The organism is Sphingomonas sp. Sphisp66, assembly GCF_047324325.1.
Taxonomy (GTDB): domain Bacteria; phylum Pseudomonadota; class Alphaproteobacteria; order Sphingomonadales; family Sphingomonadaceae; genus Sphingomonas.
Genome location: NZ_CP168508.1, coordinates 3187714 through 3208843 on the forward strand (window position 1 = coordinate 3187714; position 21130 = coordinate 3208843).

Below are 21130 nucleotides of genomic sequence, written 5' to 3' on the forward strand. Positions count from 1 at the left end.
TCGGCGCGGCGCCGGTCCACAAATTGCAAAATGATGGATTCTCCCAATCTGGCCCGATCTCCTTGTCGGGTTTCCACCTCTCACACGTCTAGCTAGCCGGGAAGCCCGTGCGGGACCTTGCGAACATGCTCGCCAAGGCAAAGCGCGCGGTCGTGCGGCGTGGCATCGCCGAACAGGATGCGGACGAGCTGGTGCAGGAGGCGTTTCTAAGGATCGAGCGCTACGAGCGCGACCAGACCGCCCGCTCACGCGAGGCGCTGCTGGTGACGGCCGCGGTCAACCTCTCGATCGACCGCCGGAGGCGCGACGCGCGCGCGCCCTTCGCCGATGTCAGCGACCTCGCCAACATTGCCGACTCGACACCGAACCCGGCGCAGATCATGGAGCAGCAAAAGCGGCTCGAGCATGCCAAGGCGGGTCTGGAAACACTGCCGGAACGAACCCGCCGCATATTGCTGCGGCGGCGGCTCGAGGGAAGCAGCTACGCCGAGATCGCGGCGGACGAGGGGATGAGTGTGGCGGCGGTGGAGAAGCAGGTGGCGCGTGCGACGCTCCAGCTGATGCAATGGATGGACGGCTGGTGAGCCAGTCCCCTCCCCGTGCCTCGGCCGAAGCCGCCGCCTGGCTCGCCCGCCTTCAGGGCGATGCGCGCACCGCCGCGCGCGAAGCGGCGTTCAAGGACTGGCTGCGCGCCGACCCCGCGAACCAGAAGGCGTTCGAGCAGGCTACCGACATCTGGGCCGACCTGCCCGGCGCCGCGGCGCTGCTCGACGAACGGCCCGCGCCTCGGCCCCTGCCCGCGCGGCGGCATCTGCCCATCCGCGAGTTGGCCCTTGCCGCCTCGCTGCTGCTCGCGATCGGGATCGGTTCCTTCTTCTGGCTGTCCGAGCCCTCGGCTTACTCCACCACCATGGGCGAGCAGAAGGTCGCGACGCTTGAGGACGGCAGCCGCATCGCGCTCAATACCGACAGCAGCGTCGAGGTGCGCTACGATCCCGCCCAGCGGCTCGTCGAGCTGGACCGCGGCGAGGCGATGTTCGAGGTCGCGCACAACAGCGCCCGCCCGTTTATCGTGCGCGCCGGCGACAAGCAGATCCGCGCGGTCGGCACCAGCTTCGTGGTGCGGCGGGACCGCGGCGAAGTGATCGTCACCCTGCTCCAGGGCAAGGTGGCGGTGACCGACATCCGGCCCGCGCCGGTCAAGCTGCCCCCCACCTATCTCAACCCCGGCGACCGGCTGCGCGCACCGGTGGAAGGCCCGGCGCGGATCGACGCGCAGACCGCCGACGCCGCCACCGCCTGGCGCCGCGGCCAGGCGATGTTCGCAGACACGCCGCTGGGAGACGCGGTGACCGAGCTCAACCGCTATGGCGGGCCGCGCCTCGTCGTCGACGATCCCCGCCTTGCCGGGCTGCGCGTCTCCGGCGTGTTCGCCACCAACGACACAGCGGAATTCGCCCGCGCCGTCGCCGCGCTCCACGGGCTGCGGGTCGAGCAGAATGGCCAGACTATGCACATCGTGCGCTGATTTCGCATGCAGTGACATTTTTGTTTCTTTGCCATGTCGGTTTCGCAACGCAGCATCGTCTAGACCCATGAGGGAGCAAGCGAAGGGGTCGCGCTCCCGGGGGGAAAGCAATGCCGTCCAAACTCACGCTTGCCATGCTCGCAGCCAGCAGCTGCGTCTTCGTCGTCCCGGCCGCCCAGGCGCAGACGCGCTACAGCTTCGACATGGCGGCACAGCCGCTCGAAGCCGCGCTCCGCTCGGTCGCCACGCGTACCTCGACCAACATCATCTTCGACGGCCCGTCGCTGCGCGGCCGCGCCGCGCCGGCGCTGCACGGGGAATTCACCGCACGTGACGCCTTCCAGGCGCTGCTCCAGGGCTCGGGCCTGTCGCTCAACGTCACCCAGGGCGGATCGTACATCGTCGTCGCACCCGCCGTGCAGAGCCGCACCAGCGGCGACAAAGGGTCGATCTCCGGGCACCTGACCCGCGACGAGGGTGGACGCGCCCTGGCCGGCGCCTTGGTCCGCATCGTCGAGACCGGCCAAACCACCACCGCCGACGACAATGGCGACTTCAACTTTCCGAGCATCGCGCCCGGCCAGTACACAGTGGAGATCTCCTTTCTCGGCTTCGAGACCCGCACCCAGTTGGTGGCGGTCGGATCGGGAAACGCATCGACCGTCGACCTCGCGCTGAACGAGGGCGCTGAGGAAGGCGTGCCGATCGTCGTCTATGGCACGCGCAGCGCCCGCGCCAATGCGCTCAACCTGCAGCGCTCGGCCGAGAACAACACCGAAGTCGTCTCCGCCGACGACCTCGGCAATTTCACCGGCACCACCTTTTCCGATGCGCTGCGCCGCACCGCCGGCGTCTCGTTCCAGCGCGACAGCGTGACCGGCGACGGCACCAACGTGATCGTCCGCGGCCTCGATCCGGACATGAACAACGTCAAGCTCAACGGCCTGCAGCTGCCCGTCGGCAACGGCACCGGCCGGTCGGCCGACCTCAGCAACCTGCTCGCGGATTCGGTCGGCAAGATCACGATCAGCAAGAGCCTGCTCCCCAGCCAGGACAGCGCCGGCACCGGCGGCCTGATCGAAATCGAGACGCTGTCACCGCTCAACCGGCCGCATCGCTATGCCAGCCTCCAGGTTGAAGGCGGACTGAGCGGCAAGGACTTCAGCAAGGACTTTCTGGTCTCCGGCACCGTCGCCGGGCGTTTCGGCGCGCAGGACAATTTCGGCCTGAGCGCCTCGGTCCAGTATCGCCGCAACTCGGTGCGCAACATCTCGTACAACACGGTGACCAAGTTCGGCGCGCTCCTGCCCAACGCCGCCAACGGCACGCCGACGCTGACCTCGCCCGACGCGGTGGATCCGCACACCAGCTTTCCCTACGTGCCGGGCGACGACGGCGCCTATGTCACCCAGCTCTTCGCGAGCTTCAATCACGTGAAGCAGACCACGCTGGCGGCGACGGTCTCGGCCGAATGGAACATCGGCAACCACACCAACCTGAAGTTCGACTTCCAGCACGCCGAGAGCGACCGCACCTATTATTCGATAACCGACATCTTCGGCGGGCTCAGCAAATATTCCGACGTGCCCGGCGGCGACGCCGTCTCCGCGCTGAATCTGAGCCTCGCGCCCGGCAATGCCGCGATCCAGCGCGAGCAGCAGTACAGCTATGACCCGAACGCCAAGACGATCACCGACACCTACAGCTTCTCGGGCAAGAGCACGGCGGGCAAGCTGACCTTCAATTATCTCGCCGGCTATGCCCATGGCAGCGAGAACCACGAGCGCAACACCACGCTCGACCTGCGCATGCCGGACAGCGATGCGACCGCGGCACTGTTCCAGCCCGGCGCCACCGATGCCAAGCTCGGCTATATCGTCACGCCGTTCGGCCGGCGCAGCGGCCGCGACATCCCGATCCCGCTGCTGAGCAGCGCCGGCTGGGCGCTGATCAACGATCCGTCACGCTACACCATCACCGTGGGGACCGGGGGGATCGACACCACCACCGGCAGCAACAATCGCTATACCGGCGATGTCAGCCTGCGCTGGGACATGGACTGGGGCTTCCTGAAATATGTCCAGGTAGGCGCCCGCTACGAGCGCACCGAGTTCAGCAGCAACCTGCTGCGCACCCAGTTCGGCGGCAGCGCGTCGATCAAGGACCTTGGCCTGCCCTTCTCGCCTACCGACCTGACCCGGGTGGGCGTCACCGGCGCCAACTTCACGGCGATGAGCGAAGGCACGGCGATCGGCTTCTTCAACAACATGCGCGATTATCTCGCCAAATATCCGCAGTTCACCCTTGCGCCCATCGCCCCGGCGATCGGCCAGGACAAGCAGGGCACGCGCGAGGACAATTACGCCGCCTATGTCCAGAGCCGGCTGCAGTTCGGCAAGCTCGAGGTGATCGGCGGCGTGCGCTACAATCGCACCGACCTGCGCGCCAGCAACCTGGTGTTCCCGACCTATGTCGGCCCGTTGCTGAACAGCGGCATCATCGGCGCCGACGTTCCGTTTCAGAACGCGTTCAGCAAGCTGGTGACGGAAACGGCCAAGTCCGAGGATTTCCTGCCGCGCGTGCTGTTCAACTTCCGCCAGAGCGACAATCTGATCTTCCGCGGCGGCTATTTCCTGTCGGTCGCACGGCCGCAGATCGGCGAACTCTCGTCGCAGACCCGGATCGCCTTCATCAACCTGCCGATCCCGGGGCCCAATGGCATACAGCCGCGACTGCAGATCGATTCGGGCAATCCTAACCTGAAGCAGGCGACCACGCACAACTTCGACCTGAGCGCCGAATATTATCACAAGATCGGCATCATCAAGCTGGGCGGCTTCTACAAGCGGATCGACAACCTGCTCCAGTCCAACCGGACCGATGGCCCGGCCAACCTGGCCAATGTCACGCTGCCCAATCACCCCTATTTCCAGGGCGCGCCCTATTTCGATCCGGCGCATCCGGAGAATTACTTCATCACCGGCGGATCGCCGATCAACAGCCCCCACGCCGCCACTATCTGGGGCGTGGAAGGCCGCTTCGAACGGCAGTTCGAATTCCTCCCCGGCGCACTGGCCGGCCTCGGCATCATCGCCAACTATACCTACACCAAGAGCAGCCGCTATCAGCGCTACAGCTGGGCCTATGCGCCGGCCGGCCAGGACGCAGTCTATGAATTCGGCGGCCTGCCGTTCAACCAGCAGCCCAAGCATTCGGGCACCGTCGCGCTGACCTATCAGAAATACGGCTTCGACGGCACGCTGGCCTATAGCTTCCAGTCGAAGTCGCTGGACAATTTCTACCCGCGCGGCCTGTCGGTCTACAATCAGGGCGTCCGGACGCTCGACCTGCGCGGCGAATATTACATCGACAAGGGCCGGAAGTACCGAATCTACATCGAAGGTTCGGACCTGCTCAAGGGCACCGAGACTCCCGATGTCCAGCAGCTGATCTACGGCACCTATACCCGCGCCACCTATCTGGGCGGCCGCAAGTTCAAGATCGGCGCCGCCGCGATCTTCTGACGACTGCACGCTCCTGCCGGCTCCCTCGTGCGCGGGGAGCCGGCTCTCTTCTGCTCGAGGATATCCCCATGAAGGCCACAAGGTTGCTCCTTGCCGCGGCGACGTTCGCCATTGCCGCGGCGCTTCCCGCCAGCGCGCAGGAGCTCGTTCCCTATCAGCAGTTCACGCTGCCCAACGGCCTGCGCGTCGTCGTCCATGAGGACCACAAGACGCCCAAGGTCGCGGTTGCGGTCTGGTATCACGTCGGCTCGATGAACGAGCCCGCCGGCAAGTCGGGCTTCGCCCATCTGTTCGAGCATCTGATGTTCAACGGCTCCGAGCATCACGACAAGGAGTATATGCCGCCGCTCCAGGAGATCGGCGTATCCGGCGTCAACGGCGCCACCTCACTCGACCAGACCTATTATTACGAGATCGTCCCCACCGGCGGGCTGGAGCGCGTGCTGTGGCTCGAGTCCGACCGCATGGGCTATCTCTCGGGCGCGATCAGCCAGGCCAAGCTCGATGAGCAGCGCAAGGTCGTCCAGAACGAGAAGCGCACTCGCGAGAACACCCCCTATGCGCTGATGGACCAGCGCGAGGCGGCGGCGCTGTTCCCGCTCGGCCATCCCTATCACCATCCGACGATCGGCTCGATGGAGGACCTGAACGCCGCCTCGCTCGACGATGTGAAGGGCTGGTTCGGCCAATATTATGGCGCCAGCAACGCCGTAGTCTCGCTCTCCGGCGACGTGACGCTGGAGCAGGCCAAGACGCTGATGGCCAAGTATTTCGGCAGCGTGCCCGCCGGATCGCCGGTCAGCCGCACCACCGAATGGGTGCCCGCGCTCGAGCGCGACAAGAGCGAAGTGATGCAGGACGACGTGCCGCAGCTCGCCATCGCCTGGAATTGGGCGGTGCCGGGCAATCGCTCGCCCGAAGCCCAGGCGCTGCAGCTCGCCGCCCAGGCGCTTGGCCGCGGCAAGACCTCACGGCTCCACCAGGTGCTGGTACAGGAGAAGCAGCTCGCGACCTATGCCTCGGCGCAATATGCCGGCTATGCGGTCGCCGGCGTCTTCTCGGTCGATGTGCGGCTGAAGCCCGGCGTCGATCGCGCCGTGGCCGAGGCGGCTGTGAAGCAGGTGATCGACCAGTTCCTCGCCAAGGGGCCGGCCCCGGCGGAGCTCGCCCGGGTCAAGGCGAGCGGATCGGCGGACAATGCCCGCGCGATGGAATCGATCTACGTCAAGGCGATGGCGCTGGCGAGCGGCGCGATGTTCGCCGACAATCCCGGCCAGTATGCGGTGGACGACAAGCGCTTCCAGGCGCTCACCGCGCCCGAGGTCCGTACCGTCGCCAGCACCTGGCTGGGCAAGCCCAGCTACAAGCTCACCGTGCTGCCCTTCGGCAGCCACAAGGTCGTGGCGGACGGCGCCGACCGGACCAAGCTGCCGCCGCTCGGCCCCTCCCCCGCACTCAAGCTGCCCCAGGTGCAGGAGGCGAAGCTCTCCAACGGCATCCGCGTCCTGTTCGCCGAGCGGTCGGGGACCGCGACCGTCGACATGACGATGGTCTTCGATGCCGGCCAGGCGGCGGAAAAGGGCGCGAAGCATGGCGTCGGCGGGTTCACGCTCGGCCTGATGGACGAAGGCACGGTAACGCTCACCGGCCAGCAGTTCGCGGAGCGCCAGGCGCTGCTCGGCGCGCGCATCTACAGCTATAGCGATGTCGACACGACCGATTTCATGGCCTCGGCGATGACCAGGTCGCTGCCCGACACCGTGGCGCTATGGGCCGATTACATCCGCAATCCCGGCTTCCGGCCCGCCGACCTGGAGCGCGACCGCCAGCAACATCTCTCGGGCCTCTCCCAAGCGCTGGTCAATCCGGACGAGATCGCGCAGCGGACCTTCACCAGCATGGTCTATGGCCCGGACCACGCTTACGGCCTGCCGCTCGCCGGCCGGGCGGAGACGATCAAGTCGATCAGCCGCGAGGACCTGGTGGCGTTCCACGACAGCTGGATTCGCCCCGACAACGCCGTGATCTACGCGGCGGGCGGCACCGATCTCGCCACGCTCACCGCCGCGCTCGAAAAGGGCTTCGGCAGCTGGAAGGCCCCGGCACGGGCCAAGGGCAGCAAGCATATCGATCCCGTCCCGTCCGCAACTGCTTCGCGCGTCGTGCTGATCGACAAGCCCGGCGCGATCCAGTCGGTGATCCGGGTCGGCGAGATCCTGCCCGACGGCACCGATCCGCGCAATTTCGAGATCGGGGCGATGAACGACGTGCTGGGCGGCGGCTTCACCGCGCGGCTCAACATGAACCTGCGCGAGGGCAAGGGCTGGACCTATGGCGCCAATTCCTATGTCGCCGAGGCACGCGGACCCCAGGCCTTCGGCGTGGCGACCGGCATCCAGACCGACAAGACGGCCGAGGCGCTGAGCGAGATCGACAAGGAGATCCGCGGCATCCGCGGCGCCAGGCCGGCAACCCAGGCGGAGCTCGACCTGCTGAGCAAGGGTGAAGTGCTCTCCCTGCCCGGCCGTTTCGAGACCAACAACGCGATGGTCGGCTATCTCCAATATGTGAACCGGCTCGGCCGCCCGTACGACTGGATCACGACCCTGCCCGAGCAATATGCGGCGCTGCGCACCGACACCGTCACGCGCACCGCCCAGCTGCTCCATCCGGATGCGATGACCTGGGTCGTCGTGGGTGACCTGTCGAAGATCGAGACGAAGGTCCGCGCGCTCAACCTCGGCACGGTCGAGATCTGGGACGCGGAGGGCCGCAAGCTGCGCTAGGCGTCAGCACTCGGGATCGGTGCAGCGGGCGACTGCTTCACCGTCCCCGGTGGTGGCGGGGGTGTCGGGGACCAGGACAGTCCTCGCCGGTGGCCTGGCGGGGGCCGCCGGGGCTGCGGCAAGTCGGACTTCGCGGGTGCCGCCGGGCGTGGCGAAGGTCGCCGATCCCGAGTCCAGCGCAGTCAGCGTCCAGCCGGGTTGCAGGAGGGCGTGCAATCCGATCGTGCGCTCGCTGCCATCGGCGAGGCGGAACCGCCCGGTGGAGCGCGGGCCTTCCACCACGACGCGGGTCAGCTCGGGTGGGGCAAGCATCGGCTCCGGCACGGGGGCTAGGGCTTCGGGTGTTGCGGCCACCACCACCTCCCCGCTCGCGGGCGGCGTGTCGGCGGTACGGAACAGGAAGGCCAGCAGTACCGCGGCCCCCAGCGGCGGCACGAACCACAACAGGCGCTTGCATGTCATGCGCGATCTCCGGAAATCGGGGCGCCCCGGCCTATTTCTGCCGGAGCGCCCGTTCTCGTCAGGGCAGCGTGTTGCCGATGCTAACCACATAGAGACGGCCGCGATTGGCATCGATCTCGCTCGGTGCCGCGGCGTAGATCACGTCCTCGGTTGTCGATTTGAGGATGCCCGAGATGCGAGTCACGCCGCTCTGCGCCGGCGCGACCTGGCGGACCGCCCAGCTTGGACTCTCCGCCGCCATCAGGCCGCTGCCCGATACGGTGAAATAGACCCGCGCACGCGTGCCGTTATGCGTGGTCTCCACCGCGGCGGGGACGTTGTTGTTCGCGGTGTAGATCTTCACCCGGTCGACCCAGGCACCGTTCCAGCGCACCCGATAGACGTCGAAATTATAGGCGTTGGCGCCGCCGGCGGTGCGATAGCGATAGGCGATGCTCGGCCGGGCATATTGGTCGACCGTCAGGCCCGCAGCCTGGATGCCGACACCGTCGTTCGAGTTGTTCCACACCTCGCCGGTCCCCAGCCCCTGGAACAGAACATTGGGCGTGGTGCGGGTAGCAGGGGCGCTAAGCGCGACGCCGTTGGCAGTGCGGAACACGCCGGCGGCGACGTCATACTTCAGGTAGGAGCCGTAGTGGCGCAGCGAGCGGGGCGTACCATAGGCCCATTCGAAGGCGATATGGACATTGCCGGCATCGTCGATCTTCAGGTCGTCCGGATAGACATAGTTGGTGTTCTCGCGCGCGAAGATGCCGATCTTCGACCAGCTGTTGGCGGCATTGTCCCAGCGATAGAGCTCGCCCTGCCCGGCGTTGCTGTAGTGGTTGCGGATGATCAGGTAGATGTCGCCATTGGGCGCGTCCTCGGCGATCGGATAAGTCGCGCCGACGGTGCCCGGCATGTCGCCGATACGGCGCAGCATGCCCGTCGGATCATTCGGCGCGCTCGAGCGGAAATAGCGCCAGTCGTCGACATGATGGTCGGTCCAGACATGGATATAGCCGTCGCCGTCGACCGCGATCGTCGGCTGGTCGTGCCCGACATCGTCGGCATGGCTCCAGACATTGCCGTTCTCGTCCTTGAGATAGTCGATCGTCCAGGCGCCGCTCCCCACTTTGACGCCGATCTTGATCTTGTGGGTGCCGGCGGCATCGCCGGGCGCGTTGAACGCGACATAGGTGGTGTTGCCCTTAACCACCATCGGCCGCCACCAGGCCGCGGCGTTGGAGGAATCGGTCTCGGCCGGGACCATCTCCACGGCCACCTGGGCGTGCGAGAGGACGGGAGTCAAAAGGGCAAGCGGGCACAGCAACGCTGTGCGGGCAATCAAGCGCAAGCGCATGGCATTCTCTCCTGATCTTTGTTTTGGTTACTCGGTACGCGTCTCCTTGAACCGGGTGCGTCGGGCGGATCAGCCGCCCGTCAGGTCAATCGCGAACAGCCCGCCACTGGCGGGGAAAGCCTCGAGCTGGGCAGGCGAAAGCCGCATGCGCGAGCTCGTGACGTAGAGCGTGTCGCCGGCCAGCGCGGCGCTGCTGAGATGCGGCGCGGGCACCGGGATGCTGCGCAGCAAGGCGCCGTCGGGAGCGAGTTCGGCGATACAGCCGCCGCCCCACATTGCGACGAAGAAGCGGCCATCGGGCGCGCGGGCCATGCCGTCGGGCTTGCCGGGGACGTTCATGAAGTCGCTGACGATCACCGGCTCGCCGAGCGTGCCCGCTTCGATATCGGCCGGATAGGCGATCAGGGTGCGCGAGAGCGTGTCGATGACGAACAGCGTGCGGCCGTCGTCCGAGAAGGCCATGCCGTTGGGCACGCCGAGCCCCTCGGCCACGCGGCGGGGCTCGGCTTCGGAGCTGGCGGCGTGGAAGATCGCGCCGCGGCCGGCGAGGATCGCCTTGTGCATCACCCCTCCCCACAGGCCGCCCCTGGGATCGACGGTCAGGTCGCTGAAGCGGCAGCCGGGGCCGATCTCTGCGGTGGGGCCGGTGATCCCGTCGAGGGTGCAGAAGGCGCTTTCGAGGGTGCCGGCGATGCGGCCGTCGGGCAGCGGGACGAGACCGAAGACGGGCTGCTCGGTCTCCCGTTCAGCCACCTGACCCTCGGCGAAGCGATAGACTCGGCGGCGGACGGGATCAGTCCAGCTGACCGTATCCCTTTGTATTACCGGCGATTCTCCGATGATCGCGCCCGGATTGGCGAGAAGCCGGGGGCGTGGGGCGTGGCGGATTGCGTGGACGAGCACCTTCGCGCGGGTGCCGACTTCCTCGGCGGAGCGGCCGGGCCTGTAGAGGTCCGAGCCGATGCCGAAGCCGGCGCAGCCCGCCTCGCGCAGTGCCGGGATATTGGCGGGACCCACGCCGCCAACTGCCAGTATCTTCAGATAGTTAGGTAGCACGGTGCGCAGCGCGGCGATGTCGGATTCATGGCCGGCAGCGGGGAAGAATTTGAGGTGGCGCGCGCCGGCGGCCAGCGCGGAAAAGGCCTCGGTCGGGGTCGCACAGCCTGGGACGGGAACCACCCCGATACGGATTGCCTCCGCGATTATTGCGGAATCGGCGTTCGGCGACACGCAAAGCGACGCTTCGCACGCCTTGAGCCGGCGGACCTGGTCGACTTCGGTGACCGTTCCCGCCCCAATCGCCATCCTGTCGCCGAATGCGCGGCAGAGCAGGGCAATCGTCTCGAACGGATCGGGCGAGTTGAGCGGCACTTCCGCCACGCGGATGCCGGCATCGTAGAGCGCGCCGACCACCGCCACCGCTTCCTCGGTGCGCAGTCCGCGCAGGATCGCGACGACCGGCAATTCGGCCAGCGCCGCGTCGAGCCGGGCGGCCGCGCCGTCGCTCATCCGACCGTGGCCCGGTGGATCGCGCGGAAACCGAGCAGGCAGGCCCGGCGGGATTCGACCAGCTCGGTCCCGATCCCGATCGAGCCGAGCGCAGCGGCGTAGAGGCGCGAGAGCGGGCCGTTGCCGATCAGCGGCACCACGCCCTCGCCCATCTCCGGGAAAGCAGCGAGCGCATCGGCGATCTCCGAGCCGATCAGCAGCCCGCGGATGTAGGACGCAGAATCAGCGCGGGCGAGCTCGCCGCGGATCACCCGGGCACGGGCACCGAAGAGCACGCTCGACAGGCCGAGCCCGCCGGCCCTGCCCCGCGTCACGCCCTCGCGGAAGGCCGGCCCATCAGCCGCCTCGCCCTCGACGATCGAGGCGAGCAGGCCCTGGCCGGTCAGCCGGTCGAAGATCTCGCCCGACATGGCGGTGAGGAACTCGCCGATACGCCCGCCTTCACGGCGGACCCATTTGGTATGTGTGCCGGGCAGCGCTGCGACGCCGTCCCCCGGCGCCAGCTCCATCAGCCCGAGCAGCTCGGTCTCCTCGCCGCGCAGGATGTCCGGCGCGTCGTCGAAGGCACGGCGGCAGGCGATGCCGGGGACGATCCGCATCGGGCTGCCGCCGATCTCGACGGGGATCGCCGCGCAGGCGAGACCGGTCATGCCGGCCGGCGCGATGGCATAGGGCGCCTCGGCCCAGCCGATGTTCGAGCCGATCATGCCCGCGGCGTAGATCGGGCCATGACCGGGCCAGCGCGCAGCGAGCGCAGCCATCGCCTCGGCCATGCCCTCGCGGCCCAGCCCCGCGACGCCCTTGGCCGCAACGATCTCGTCGAGCACGCTGCCGTCGCCGGCGATGCGCCAGGCGCGGAAGTTCGAGCTTCCCCAGTTGATGCCGACGATCTCGGCATCAGCGGCGTGTGACACGTGCACCCCCGTCAATTGGATGAATGGCCCCGGTGATCCAGCTTGACCGGTCCGAGGCGAGGAAAAGCGCCAGCTCGGCGACGTCCCCGGGCATGCCGAGGCGGCCAAGCGGATGGCGCAGGATGTTGGCGGCACGTGCGACCGCCGGGTCTTCGGCGCGATCGAAGGAATCGCGCAGCAACGGCGTATCGACCGAGGCCGGCGCGATCGCGTTGACCCGGATGCCGTCGGCCGCGAACTCAAGCGCGGCGGTGCGCGTCAGGCTCTCGATCGCCGCCTTGGACGCCGCATAGGCGGCGAGTGTCGGCGTGGCGAAACCGGCGTTGATCGAGGAGAGCAGCAGGATCGAGCCCCTGCCCCGCGCCTGCATTGCCGGCACCACATGGCGCATCAGCCGCACCGCGCCGATCACGTTCACGTCATAGATGTCGGCCCAGGCGGCGGGATCGGTGTCGATCGCCCCGCCATGGACCGAGATGGCAGCGGCATGGACGAGGATGTCGATCTCGCCCAGCCCCGCCATTGCCGCGGCTCCGCCCGGATCCGAGCGGAGATCGGCAACCAGCGCCTCGTCCACGTCGGCGGCGGGCTGAAGGTCGAGCCCGACGACCCGCGCCCCGGCGGCGCGGAACCGCCCGGCAATCGCCGCACCGATCCCGCTCGCGGCACCGGTCACCAGTGCCACGCGTCCGCCCAGCTCCAACTCGCTCACTGTCGATCTCCCTCCGGCAGGCCAGCGTCAGAACTTCACGCTGATGCTGGCCTTGTACATGCGCCCGAAGAACAGGTTCGTCCGGAGCGCCTCCGAGGAGCCGTCATAGGTGCGCTGGTGCTCGTTGAGGAGGTTGTTCGCCTCGAGGTTCAGCGAGAAGTTCTTCGAGATGTCGTAGCGGAAGGTGGCCGACAGATCGGTATAGGCATCGTTGTAGATGCCGGTGTTGGCACCCGACAGGCCGACCAGATAATCGTCGCGCCAGTTGTACGCGAGGCGGAACGAAACCGGCCCCTTCTCGTAATAGCCGACCAAATTTGCGTTGTTCTTCGACAGGCCCGGGAAGGCGAGCACACGGCCCACCGCGTCGCGGATCGGGGTGGTCGAGTCGATGTAGGAATAGGTGGCGACGATGCCGAGCCCGTCGAACGGCCCCGGCAGGAAGTAGAAGGGCAGCTGGAGCAGCGCTTCGACGCCCTTCACCTTGGCGCCGTCGCCATTGATCTTGCGGTTGATCAGATAGTTGACGTTGTTGAACGTCTCCGCGCTCTGCTTGGCGACGATGAAGGTCGAGACGTCCTTGTAGAAGAGCCCCACCGAGAACAGCGCCTGGCGGCCGAAATAATATTCGAGCGAGGCATCGAACTGGTTGGCCTTGAACGGATTGAGATTCGGCGCGCCGCCGCTGCCGGTGCCGGGCGAGACCTGCACGCCGCCGACGAAGATCGCGGTGTTGTTCAGCGTCACGCCGTTGTTGAGATCGGCGGTGTTCGGGAAGGCAACGACCTTGGCCGCGCCCAGCCGCAGGATCATGCCCTGGGCCAGGTTCAGCTTCACCGTGGCCGAGGGCAGCCACTCGTCATCGGTACGATCGAAGGTGGCCGGCGTGACTCCGCCGGTGGCACCGATCAGATTGCCGATCGACGTCATGTCGCGGTGGAGGTAGCGCACGCCGATATTGCCGGCGAGATCGAGGCCGCCCTCAAGCTTGAAGTCGAGCTTGGCATAGCCCTCGGTGAAATTCTCCTTGATCCGGTAGGTGCCGGCGAGCGCAGTGGCGGTGCCGGTGGGATTGAGGCAGGCGGCGGACTGCGACACCGCCGGGACCGTGGTCCAGACGCCACAGCCCCCGGCGATGCTGTCGTTCGCCGCGAGGAAGCTGCGCGGCAGGCCGGCGAAATCGCCCTGGGCGAAATCGGGGTTCGAGTGCAGCGTCAGATATTGCGCGAGCGAGGTCGCGACCACGCCGCCGGTCGGGCGGATATCGGCGAGCGACGGGTTGACCCGCGTGTCGAGCTTCTGCGCGCGCAGGCCGATGTTGAGCTTGTCGAGGAAGCCCTCGCCCAGCTTCATGCTCCAGTCGGTACGCGCGGCGGTCGCCTCGGTCTTCGCGCGGTAGAGATTGTCGAACAGGATGGTGAAGCGCAGCTGCGCCGGATCGCTCAGGTTGATGCCGCTGATCGAATAGGCGCCAAGCTCGCCCTTGGAGAAATCGAAGGTCGTGCTGGGCGTGATCGTGGTGAGCGGCTGGAGCCGGAGATAATTCTGGTCGTAGCTCGAGGTGGAGCGGTTGTAGGAGACCTCGGCGCTGGCCTGGATCCGGTCCGAGATGTCGAACTTGCCGTTGAGGGCCGAGGACCACGTATCCGCCTTGGTATAGGCGAACTCGCTGTTGGTGAGGATCGGTGCGGTCGAGGTGCCCGAGATCAGCACATTGTTCGGCGAATAGGTGGCGTTGGTCAGCCCGGTCTGCGGATTGAACGAGATCCAGTAGCGCTCGCGATCGGAGATCAGCTTGGAATAGAAGCTGTCGAGGGTGATCTCGACACCCGGCGCGGGCTTCCACTGGATCACGCCGTCCAGGCCGAACTTGGTGCGCTTCTCGGTGATTTCCTCGGGACGCACGTCCGAATGGCCGAAATGGGTGGCGCCGCCGGAAGTGAACTGGGTGTAGCCCGAAAAGGTATCGAGGCCCTGCTGCGACAGGCGGCGGCGGCCATAGGAGGCCGAGACCAGCACGCCCAGCGTATCGCCGGCGAATTTCTGCGAGACCAGGCCGAACAGCTCGTAGCTCGGCTTCTCGGTCAGGCTGTCATAGCTGGCGCCGGCGCGGGCGGCGATGCTGTTCGGGCCGTCGAGCGGCTTGCGCGTGTTGATGTCGACGATGCCGCCCAGCGCACCGGCAATGTCGTCGGCGCCAGCGAGCTTGGTCACCTCGAGACGCGAGATCAGCTCGGAGGGGACCAGCGAGAGGATGCCATAGGTCGAGCTGCCAAGCTGATCGAGACCGACACCGCCGCGCCCCGTCGCATCGACGATCTCGCGGCCGTTGAACAGATAGACGTTCTGGCGAAGGCCGCGCACCGAGACATTGGTGCCCTCGGCAATGCCGCGATCGACCTGGATGCCCGAGACGCGGGCCAGCGATTCGGCGACGTTGCGGTCGGGCAGCTTGCCGATGTCGTCCGAGACGATCGCGTCGACGAACTGGACGGCTTTGCGCTTGATGTCGCGCGCGGCGCCGAGGCTCTGGCGGATGCCAGTGACGATGATGGCGCCGTCGTCCTGCTGCGCCTGCGCCGGATCAGCGGCCTGGGCGGCGGGCGCAGCCGAGTCGGTCTGCGCCGCGGCCGGCGTCGCGCATGCGGCGGCCGATGCCAGAACGGTGGTCACCAGCAGGCGCTGGACGATGCGATTCTTCATATCCTCTCCCCTTATCAACCCGGCGGTTGGCGGGCCCGGACTTTATGCCCTTGGCCTCCGCTTGACGTATCTACTAAAGCAACAATATGGATCGCGCAACACCCTCGTTCAGCGAGGGAATAGCCGTGACAATGGCGCAACACTGTGATTGACAAGGGGTGAGAACCGCGCGCATATGACAAATATAGCAACAAAATATTCCGGAGGGGATGTGACCCAGCTGCAAGGCGTGCTGCCGATTCTGCCGACGATCTTCACCGAGTCGGGCGCGGTGGACGAAGCGGGCATGCGCCGCGTCCTCGACTATATCGTCGCGGCCGGTGCGCAGGGCGTGGTCTTCCCCGGCCTCGCCAGCGAATATGACATGCTGAGCGTCGAGGAGCGGCTGCACCTCACCGCGCGGATCGGCGAATGGCTGGACGGGCGCGTGCCCTTCGTCGTCGGCGGCAGCACCGGCGATACCAATGAGGCGATCGCCTATGCCGAAGCCGGTGCGAAGGCCGGGGCTTCGGCGGCGATGATCCTCACGCCCAGGACCTTTGCGGGCGACCTGCCTGCGATGGCGCGCTTCTTCGAGGCGGCGCATCAGGGATCGGGCATCGCGATCATGCTGCAGAACGCCCCTGCCCCGATGGGCATCGGCATGCCGCTCGATCAGGTCGCCGAGCTGGCGCACCAGGTGCCGGGCATCCAGTACGTCAAGGAAGAGGCGCCGCCCTCGGGGCAGCGGATCACCCGACTGACCGAGCTGGCGGGCAACTCGCTCGAGGCGGTGTTCGGCGGCGCCGGCGCGCGCTACGTGATCGACGAGCTGGCGCGCGGTGCGCGCGGCACCATGCCGGCCTGCGAGATCACCGAGCTGCACGTGCGCATGCTCGCCGATTATGCGGCGGGCGAAGAGGACAAGGCGCGCGACCTGTTCGAGCGCACGCTGCCGCTGCTCAACATGCAGGCGATCTTCCGCTGGCGGCTGACCAAGGCAGTGCTCCAGCGCCGCGGGCTGATCGAGAGCACCTATGTCCGTGCGCCGGGGCCGGAGCTCGACCGCTACGACCAGGCGGAGCTGGACGCGCTGCTCGCCCGGCTGGCAGACTTGCTGCCGATGGAAGCACCCCAGGGGGCACTCGCCTGACCATGCGCATCGCCGCGATCGACACGTTCATCGTCACCGTCCCCCGCGACACGCCCTATCTGGGACCGCTCGCGGAGGGCGAGCGCGTCAATGCGCGCGGCTATATCGTGCGCAAGGGCAATGGCACGATCTACCCGACGGTGGATCGTTCGATCGTGGTGCGCGTCACCGCCGAGGATGGCAGCGTGGGCTGGGGCGAGACCTATGGGATCTGCGCGCCGCGAGCGACCTGTGAGATCGTCAACGATCTGCTCGCGCCGGTACTGATCGGCGAGGACGTGACCGATATCGGCGCGACCTGGGACCTGCTCTACGGGCTGATGCGCGTGCGCGGTGCCTGGGGTGGCTTCCATGTCGATGCGATCGCGGCGATCGACATCGCCTTGTGGGATTTGAAGGGCAAGGCCGAGGGCAAGCCGGTCCGCGAGCTGATCGGCGAGACGGCACATGCGACGATCCCGAGCTATCTCTCCGGGCTTCCTGCCGCGACGCTCGAGGGCCGCGTGGCGCTGGCGAAGCAGTGGCAGGCACGCGGGATCGATGCGTTCAAGTTTGCCGCGGTGGTCAGCCATGAAGGCATCGTCGCCGAGATGGCGGCGCTCCGCGAGGCGCTGGGCGACCGCGCCGAGATATTGATCGACCTGCACTGGAAATTCTCGCCTGTCGAGGCGGCCGCGCTGATCGACAAGCTCGCGCCGTATCGCCCCGGCTTCGTTGAGGCGCCGGTCAAGCCCGAGGACATTGCCGGGCTCGCGGAGCTTGCCGCGACGAGCCCGGTGCCGGTCGCGGCGGGCGAGGAATGGTACACCGAATATGAGGCGACCAATCGCCTCACCGCCGGGCCGCTCGCCTATATCCAGCCCGAGATGGGGCATACCGGCATCACCCAGTTCGTCCGTATCGCGCGGCTGGCGGCGGCGAAGCGGGTCGCGGTGGCGCCGCATGCGACGGTGGGCACCGGCATCTTCCTCGCCGCCAGCCTCCAGGCTTCGGCGACGATCCCGGGCCTGTGGAAGCATGAGTGGCAACACTCGGTGTTCGAGCGGAACCTGGCGCTGCTCGATACCGACATGGGGCATGGCGCAGGCGGCTATGCCCTGCCCACCGCCCCCGGGCTGGGCGCCGAGCCCAATGCGCGGTTCTGGGACCACGCGGAGCTGGTAGCGTGAGCGGATTGGCGGCCTGCACGCGCGGGTGCATAGGATGCGACCATGCGCGCTAAACCCAATGCCCAGCCGAACCAGAGCCTGATCGACGGCATCGCCACGCTCCAGGCGCTCGCCACTTCGCCCGAGCCTGTCGGCTGCCGCGAGCTTGCCCGGCGGCTCGATGCCGATCCGACCAAGATCAACCGGCTGCTCAAGACGCTCGCCTATCTCGGCATCGCCCGGCAGACCGCCAACCGGAAGTACACCGCCGGCGCCGGCATGCATGTACTCGCCGCGCAGAGCCTGTTCGCATCGGGCCTGATCAACCGCGCGCTGCCGATCCTCGAGGGACTGCGCCGCTTCGGCCATACGGTGGCACTCGGCGTGCTGTGGGGCGACAGCGTCAGCTACCTGTTCCACGCCCCGCCGGGGATCGAGGCGTCGCGCGGGCTCGGCCGTATCGGCCTGTTGCCGGCCACTACCAGCGGCATCGGCATGGTGCTGCTCTCCGAGCTCGACGATGACGAAGTCCGCGACATCTACCGCGACAAGGACATCCCGATGTTCCCGGAAGGGATCGAGCAGCTGCTCGCCAAGCTCGGCGAGATCCGGCAGCTCGGCTATGCCCGCGTCCATGTCGCCGACGAGCGCGACCATCATGTCGTCGCCGTCTCTACCGGCGATCCCGCCCATGCCGGCATCGCGCTTTCCGGCTGGATTCCCGAAGCAGCAACCGAGCCGCTCGTCGCGGCACTGCGCGAAGCAGCACCCGAAATAGGAGGCTAGATTGTCCGAGCAGGCCGTGCCCGTCGGCGAGACCAGATCGCCGAACCCTTTGCGCTGGGCGATCCTCGCGCTGCTCTTCGCCTCGACCGTGCTCAACTATGTCGACCGGCAGACGCTGTCGATCCTCGCGCCGATGGTGCAGCGCGACCTCAAGATCGACGACATCGGCTATGCCCATGTCGTCCAGCTGTTCCTGATCGCCTATACGATCGCCTATCTCGTCGCGGGCTGGCTGACCGACAAGCTGGGGACGCGGACCGCGCTGGCGTTGTTCGTCGGCTGGTGGTCGCTGGCCAATATGGCGACCGGTTTCGTGCGCAGCGCCGCGGCGCTGGGCGGCGCCCGCGCCATGCTGGGCCTCGGCGAGGCGGGCAACTACACCGCCGGCCCCAAGGCAGTCTCCGAGCATTTCCCGCCACGCGAACGCGGCTTCGCCTTCGGCACCTATACTGCCGGCGCGATGGTGGGCGCGACGATCGCGCCGCCGCTGATCGGCTGGCTGGCGCTGAGCTATGGCTGGCGCGAAGCGTTTGTCGCGACCGGCGCGATGGGGTTCGTCTGGCTGATCGCCTGGCTCGCCATCTATCCGCGCAGCAAGGAAAAGGCGACCGGCCCTGCCGAGCCGACGCCGTGGCACGCGATCCTGCGCGAGCGGCCGCTCTGGGGCTTCGCGCTCTCGCGGATGCTCGCCGACCCGGTCTGGTATTTCTACCTGTTCTGGTTCCCCAAATACCTCGCCGACCAGCGCGAGCTGGGCTTGATGACGATCGCGGCGACCGCGTGGATCGTCTATCTTGCCGCGGACATCGGCAGCATTGGCGGCGGCATCTTCTCCGGCCAATTGATCAAGCGCGGGATGACGCCGCCCAACAGCCGCCTGACCGGGATGGCGGCGGCGGCGGTGCTGGCGCCGGCGGGGATGCTGATCGCAACCAATCCGGGGATCGAAGTAACCTTCGCGCTGGCGGCGCTGGTGGCATTCGCCCACCTGGTATTCCAGATCAACATCAGCACCCTGGTGGTGGACCTCTATCCCACGCGGGTCGTCGCGACGGTGTTCGGCATCGTCGCGGCGGGCAGCGGGCTGGGCGGCATCTTCTCGACCCAGCTCGTCGGGCATCTCGCCCAGTCGGGCAATTACGGGCAGATCTTCCTGCTGATGGGCTGCCTCCACCCGCTGGCGATGCTGGTCGCTTTCCTGGCGCTGCGCAGCCAGCCAAGGTCGGAACTGCGGCCGGCCTAGCCGTGCTGCTCTTCCAACATCGGCTGCGGGTGCGACCCGCGAAAGTTCACTAAGTTCACGCCAAGAGCGCGTTTTTGCCGCGCTTATTTTCCCTATTTTCCCGGTAAGGGCGCGCATCCCGCAACATTGTTACGTGCGCGTGATCCTATTTTTCCTGCAGAGTCAAAGAGCGACCGGGAGCGATCCCGGCTGCGGGAGCCAAGCAGGCGAAATCCTACATTGCAAGGGGGCCCTCTAGGCGAGACTGTTCCGCTGCTGCCAGCGCCGGGCGAGGCTGGGCCAATCGGACATCGGCCAGGCCGGGTCGCCGCGCAGGCCCAGGCCGTGGGCGCCGTCCTCGAACAGGTGCATGTCGATCGAACCGCCTGATCCACGCACTGCGCCGAACAGCGCGAGCGCGTGGTCGACCGGCACCACCCGGTCGTGCACCGCATGGGCGAGGAAGATCGGCGGGGTGATCCCCGGCACGCGCTGGTCGAACGACCAGGCGGCGATATCGGCGGCGGTGGCGTCCGGGCCGAGCAACGCCGACCGCGAGCCGGTGACGGCAGCGCTGCCCCCCGCCCCCATCGACACCACCGGATAGAGCAGGATCGCGCCGTCGGGCCGGGTCAGCAGCCGGTCAGCCGCATCGATCACGGGATAGGTGCGGTCATAGACCTTCACGCACAGGCTGATCGCCAGGTGTCCGCCTGCCGACCCGCCGAGCACGGTGACGCGCTTCGGATCGACGCTCCACTTGCCGCCCGCCCGGATCAGCCGCATCGCCCGCTGCGCGTCCTGCAACGCGACCAGCGCGCCGCCGCCCCAGCGATCCGCGGGCAGCCGGTAGCGCAGCACGAAGGCGGCCACGCCTTGCGCATTGAACCAGCGCGCCGTCTCATAGCCTTCACGGTCGATGCCCACGCGCGAATAGCCGCCGCCGGGCAGGATCAGGACCGCGGCACCCGTCGGGCTGGCCGCCGCAAAATAGGAGAGTGTCGGCCGGGTGACATGCTCGGCGACCCGGTAGCGCAGGCCGGCATTGTCGGTCTGGTCGTCGACCCGTTCGGTGATGCCCGGAACCGGCCCGCCGGGCATCTTGCCCTCGGGCCAGAGCGGCAGGACCAGATCCGGCTCGCGCGCATCCCGCGCGAAGGACAGGAAGTCGGCCGATTGCGCCGCCTGCGCATGCGCCACTGGCGTCGCCGCAGCCACGCCAGGCAGGAGCGCCGCTGCCTTCAGGACGGTCCGGCGGCTCGCCCCTTCTCCGACGCGCGTCATGGCTTCCCTCCATAGATGGCCGCTTTGCGCGGCCTGAATCAGATACGTTGCATTCATAGCAACGTCATTTATCCAATT

General features: G+C 67.4%; 15 protein-coding genes. 8 read left to right on the forward strand and 7 right to left on the reverse strand.

Going from position 1 to position 21130, the window contains the following annotated elements; genetic code table 11:
* The first annotated feature begins 125 nt into the window (after nt 1–125).
* The 4 genes from ACEN8G_RS14605 to ACEN8G_RS14620 all read left to right on the forward strand — a co-directional run bounded on the left by ACEN8G_RS14605 (nt 126) and on the right by ACEN8G_RS14620 (nt 7838).
* The gene (locus ACEN8G_RS14605; RefSeq protein WP_413740603.1) at nt 126–584 is read left to right on the forward strand and encodes an RNA polymerase sigma factor; all 459 of its coding nucleotides are present in this window, start codon (nt 126–128) and stop codon (nt 582–584) included.
* Entirely contained in the window at nt 581–1528 is a 948-nt protein-coding gene (locus tag ACEN8G_RS14610; RefSeq protein ID WP_413414615.1) for a FecR family protein, read from the forward strand. Before ACEN8G_RS14605 ends, ACEN8G_RS14610 begins: the two co-directional genes overlap by 4 nt.
* 110 nt (nt 1529–1638) lie before the next feature.
* Entirely contained in the window at nt 1639–5052 is a 3414-nt protein-coding gene (locus ACEN8G_RS14615; protein ID WP_413414614.1) for a TonB-dependent receptor, read from the forward strand.
* A 68-nt stretch (nt 5053–5120) separates the two neighbouring features.
* Entirely contained in the window at nt 5121–7838 is a 2718-nt protein-coding gene (locus tag ACEN8G_RS14620; protein WP_413414613.1) for a M16 family metallopeptidase, read from the forward strand.
* Between the two features lie 3 nt (nt 7839–7841).
* On the opposite strand, the gene ACEN8G_RS14625 is transcribed toward ACEN8G_RS14620, so the two are convergent.
* The 6 genes from ACEN8G_RS14625 to ACEN8G_RS14650 all read right to left on the reverse strand — a co-directional run bounded on the left by ACEN8G_RS14625 (nt 7842) and on the right by ACEN8G_RS14650 (nt 15480).
* Complete coding sequence (locus tag ACEN8G_RS14625; protein ID WP_413414612.1) at nt 7842–8192, reverse strand: hypothetical protein; 351 nt, start codon at nt 8190–8192, stop codon at nt 7842–7844.
* A 166-nt stretch (nt 8193–8358) separates the two neighbouring features.
* Nucleotides 8359–9591, reverse strand: coding sequence for a BNR-4 repeat-containing protein (locus tag ACEN8G_RS14630; protein ID WP_413414611.1), 1233 nt, complete (start codon nt 9589–9591; stop codon nt 8359–8361).
* A 120-nt stretch (nt 9592–9711) separates the two neighbouring features.
* Nucleotides 9712–11151, reverse strand: a complete 1440-nt coding sequence (locus tag ACEN8G_RS14635) for a 2-dehydro-3-deoxy-6-phosphogalactonate aldolase (RefSeq protein WP_413414610.1) — start codon at nt 11149–11151, stop codon at nt 9712–9714.
* Nucleotides 11148–12065 (reverse strand): 2-dehydro-3-deoxygalactonokinase, encoded by a 918-nt coding sequence (locus ACEN8G_RS14640; RefSeq protein ID WP_413414609.1) that lies wholly within the window; start codon nt 12063–12065, stop codon nt 11148–11150. Before ACEN8G_RS14640 ends, ACEN8G_RS14635 begins: the two co-directional genes overlap by 4 nt.
* Nucleotides 12049–12777: an SDR family NAD(P)-dependent oxidoreductase gene (locus ACEN8G_RS14645; RefSeq protein ID WP_413414608.1), complete on the reverse strand. Its 729-nt coding sequence runs from the start codon at nt 12775–12777 to the stop codon at nt 12049–12051. Before ACEN8G_RS14645 ends, ACEN8G_RS14640 begins: the two co-directional genes overlap by 17 nt.
* Nucleotides 12778–12804: 27 nt before the next feature.
* The gene (locus ACEN8G_RS14650) at nt 12805–15480 is read right to left on the reverse strand and encodes a TonB-dependent receptor (protein ID WP_413414607.1); all 2676 of its coding nucleotides are present in this window, start codon (nt 15478–15480) and stop codon (nt 12805–12807) included.
* A gap of 211 nt (nt 15481–15691) precedes the next feature.
* Between ACEN8G_RS14650 and ACEN8G_RS14655 the strand changes: the two genes are divergently transcribed.
* Genes ACEN8G_RS14655 through ACEN8G_RS14670 form a run of 4 tightly spaced genes read left to right on the forward strand, consistent with a single transcriptional unit; the run spans nt 15692 to nt 19789 of the window.
* Nucleotides 15692–16612, forward strand: a complete 921-nt coding sequence (locus ACEN8G_RS14655; RefSeq protein WP_413414606.1) for a dihydrodipicolinate synthase family protein — start codon at nt 15692–15694, stop codon at nt 16610–16612.
* A 2-nt stretch (nt 16613–16614) separates the two neighbouring features.
* Nucleotides 16615–17781, forward strand: coding sequence for a mandelate racemase/muconate lactonizing enzyme family protein (locus tag ACEN8G_RS14660; protein ID WP_413414605.1), 1167 nt, complete (start codon nt 16615–16617; stop codon nt 17779–17781).
* A 42-nt stretch (nt 17782–17823) separates the two neighbouring features.
* A complete protein-coding gene (locus ACEN8G_RS14665; protein WP_413414604.1) occupies nt 17824–18546 on the forward strand; it encodes an IclR family transcriptional regulator in 723 nt (240 codons plus the stop codon).
* 1 nt (nt 18547) lies between these two features.
* Nucleotides 18548–19789 carry an MFS transporter gene (locus tag ACEN8G_RS14670; RefSeq protein WP_413414603.1) on the forward strand — a complete coding sequence of 414 codons (1242 nt, stop codon included), beginning with the start codon at nt 18548–18550 and terminating at the stop codon, nt 19787–19789.
* Nucleotides 19790–20023: 234 nt separating this feature from the next.
* Here ACEN8G_RS14670 and ACEN8G_RS14675 read toward each other — a convergent pair whose 3' ends face one another.
* The gene (locus tag ACEN8G_RS14675; RefSeq protein WP_413414602.1) at nt 20024–21052 is read right to left on the reverse strand and encodes an alpha/beta hydrolase; all 1029 of its coding nucleotides are present in this window, start codon (nt 21050–21052) and stop codon (nt 20024–20026) included.
* Between the last annotated feature and the right edge of the window lie 78 nt (nt 21053–21130).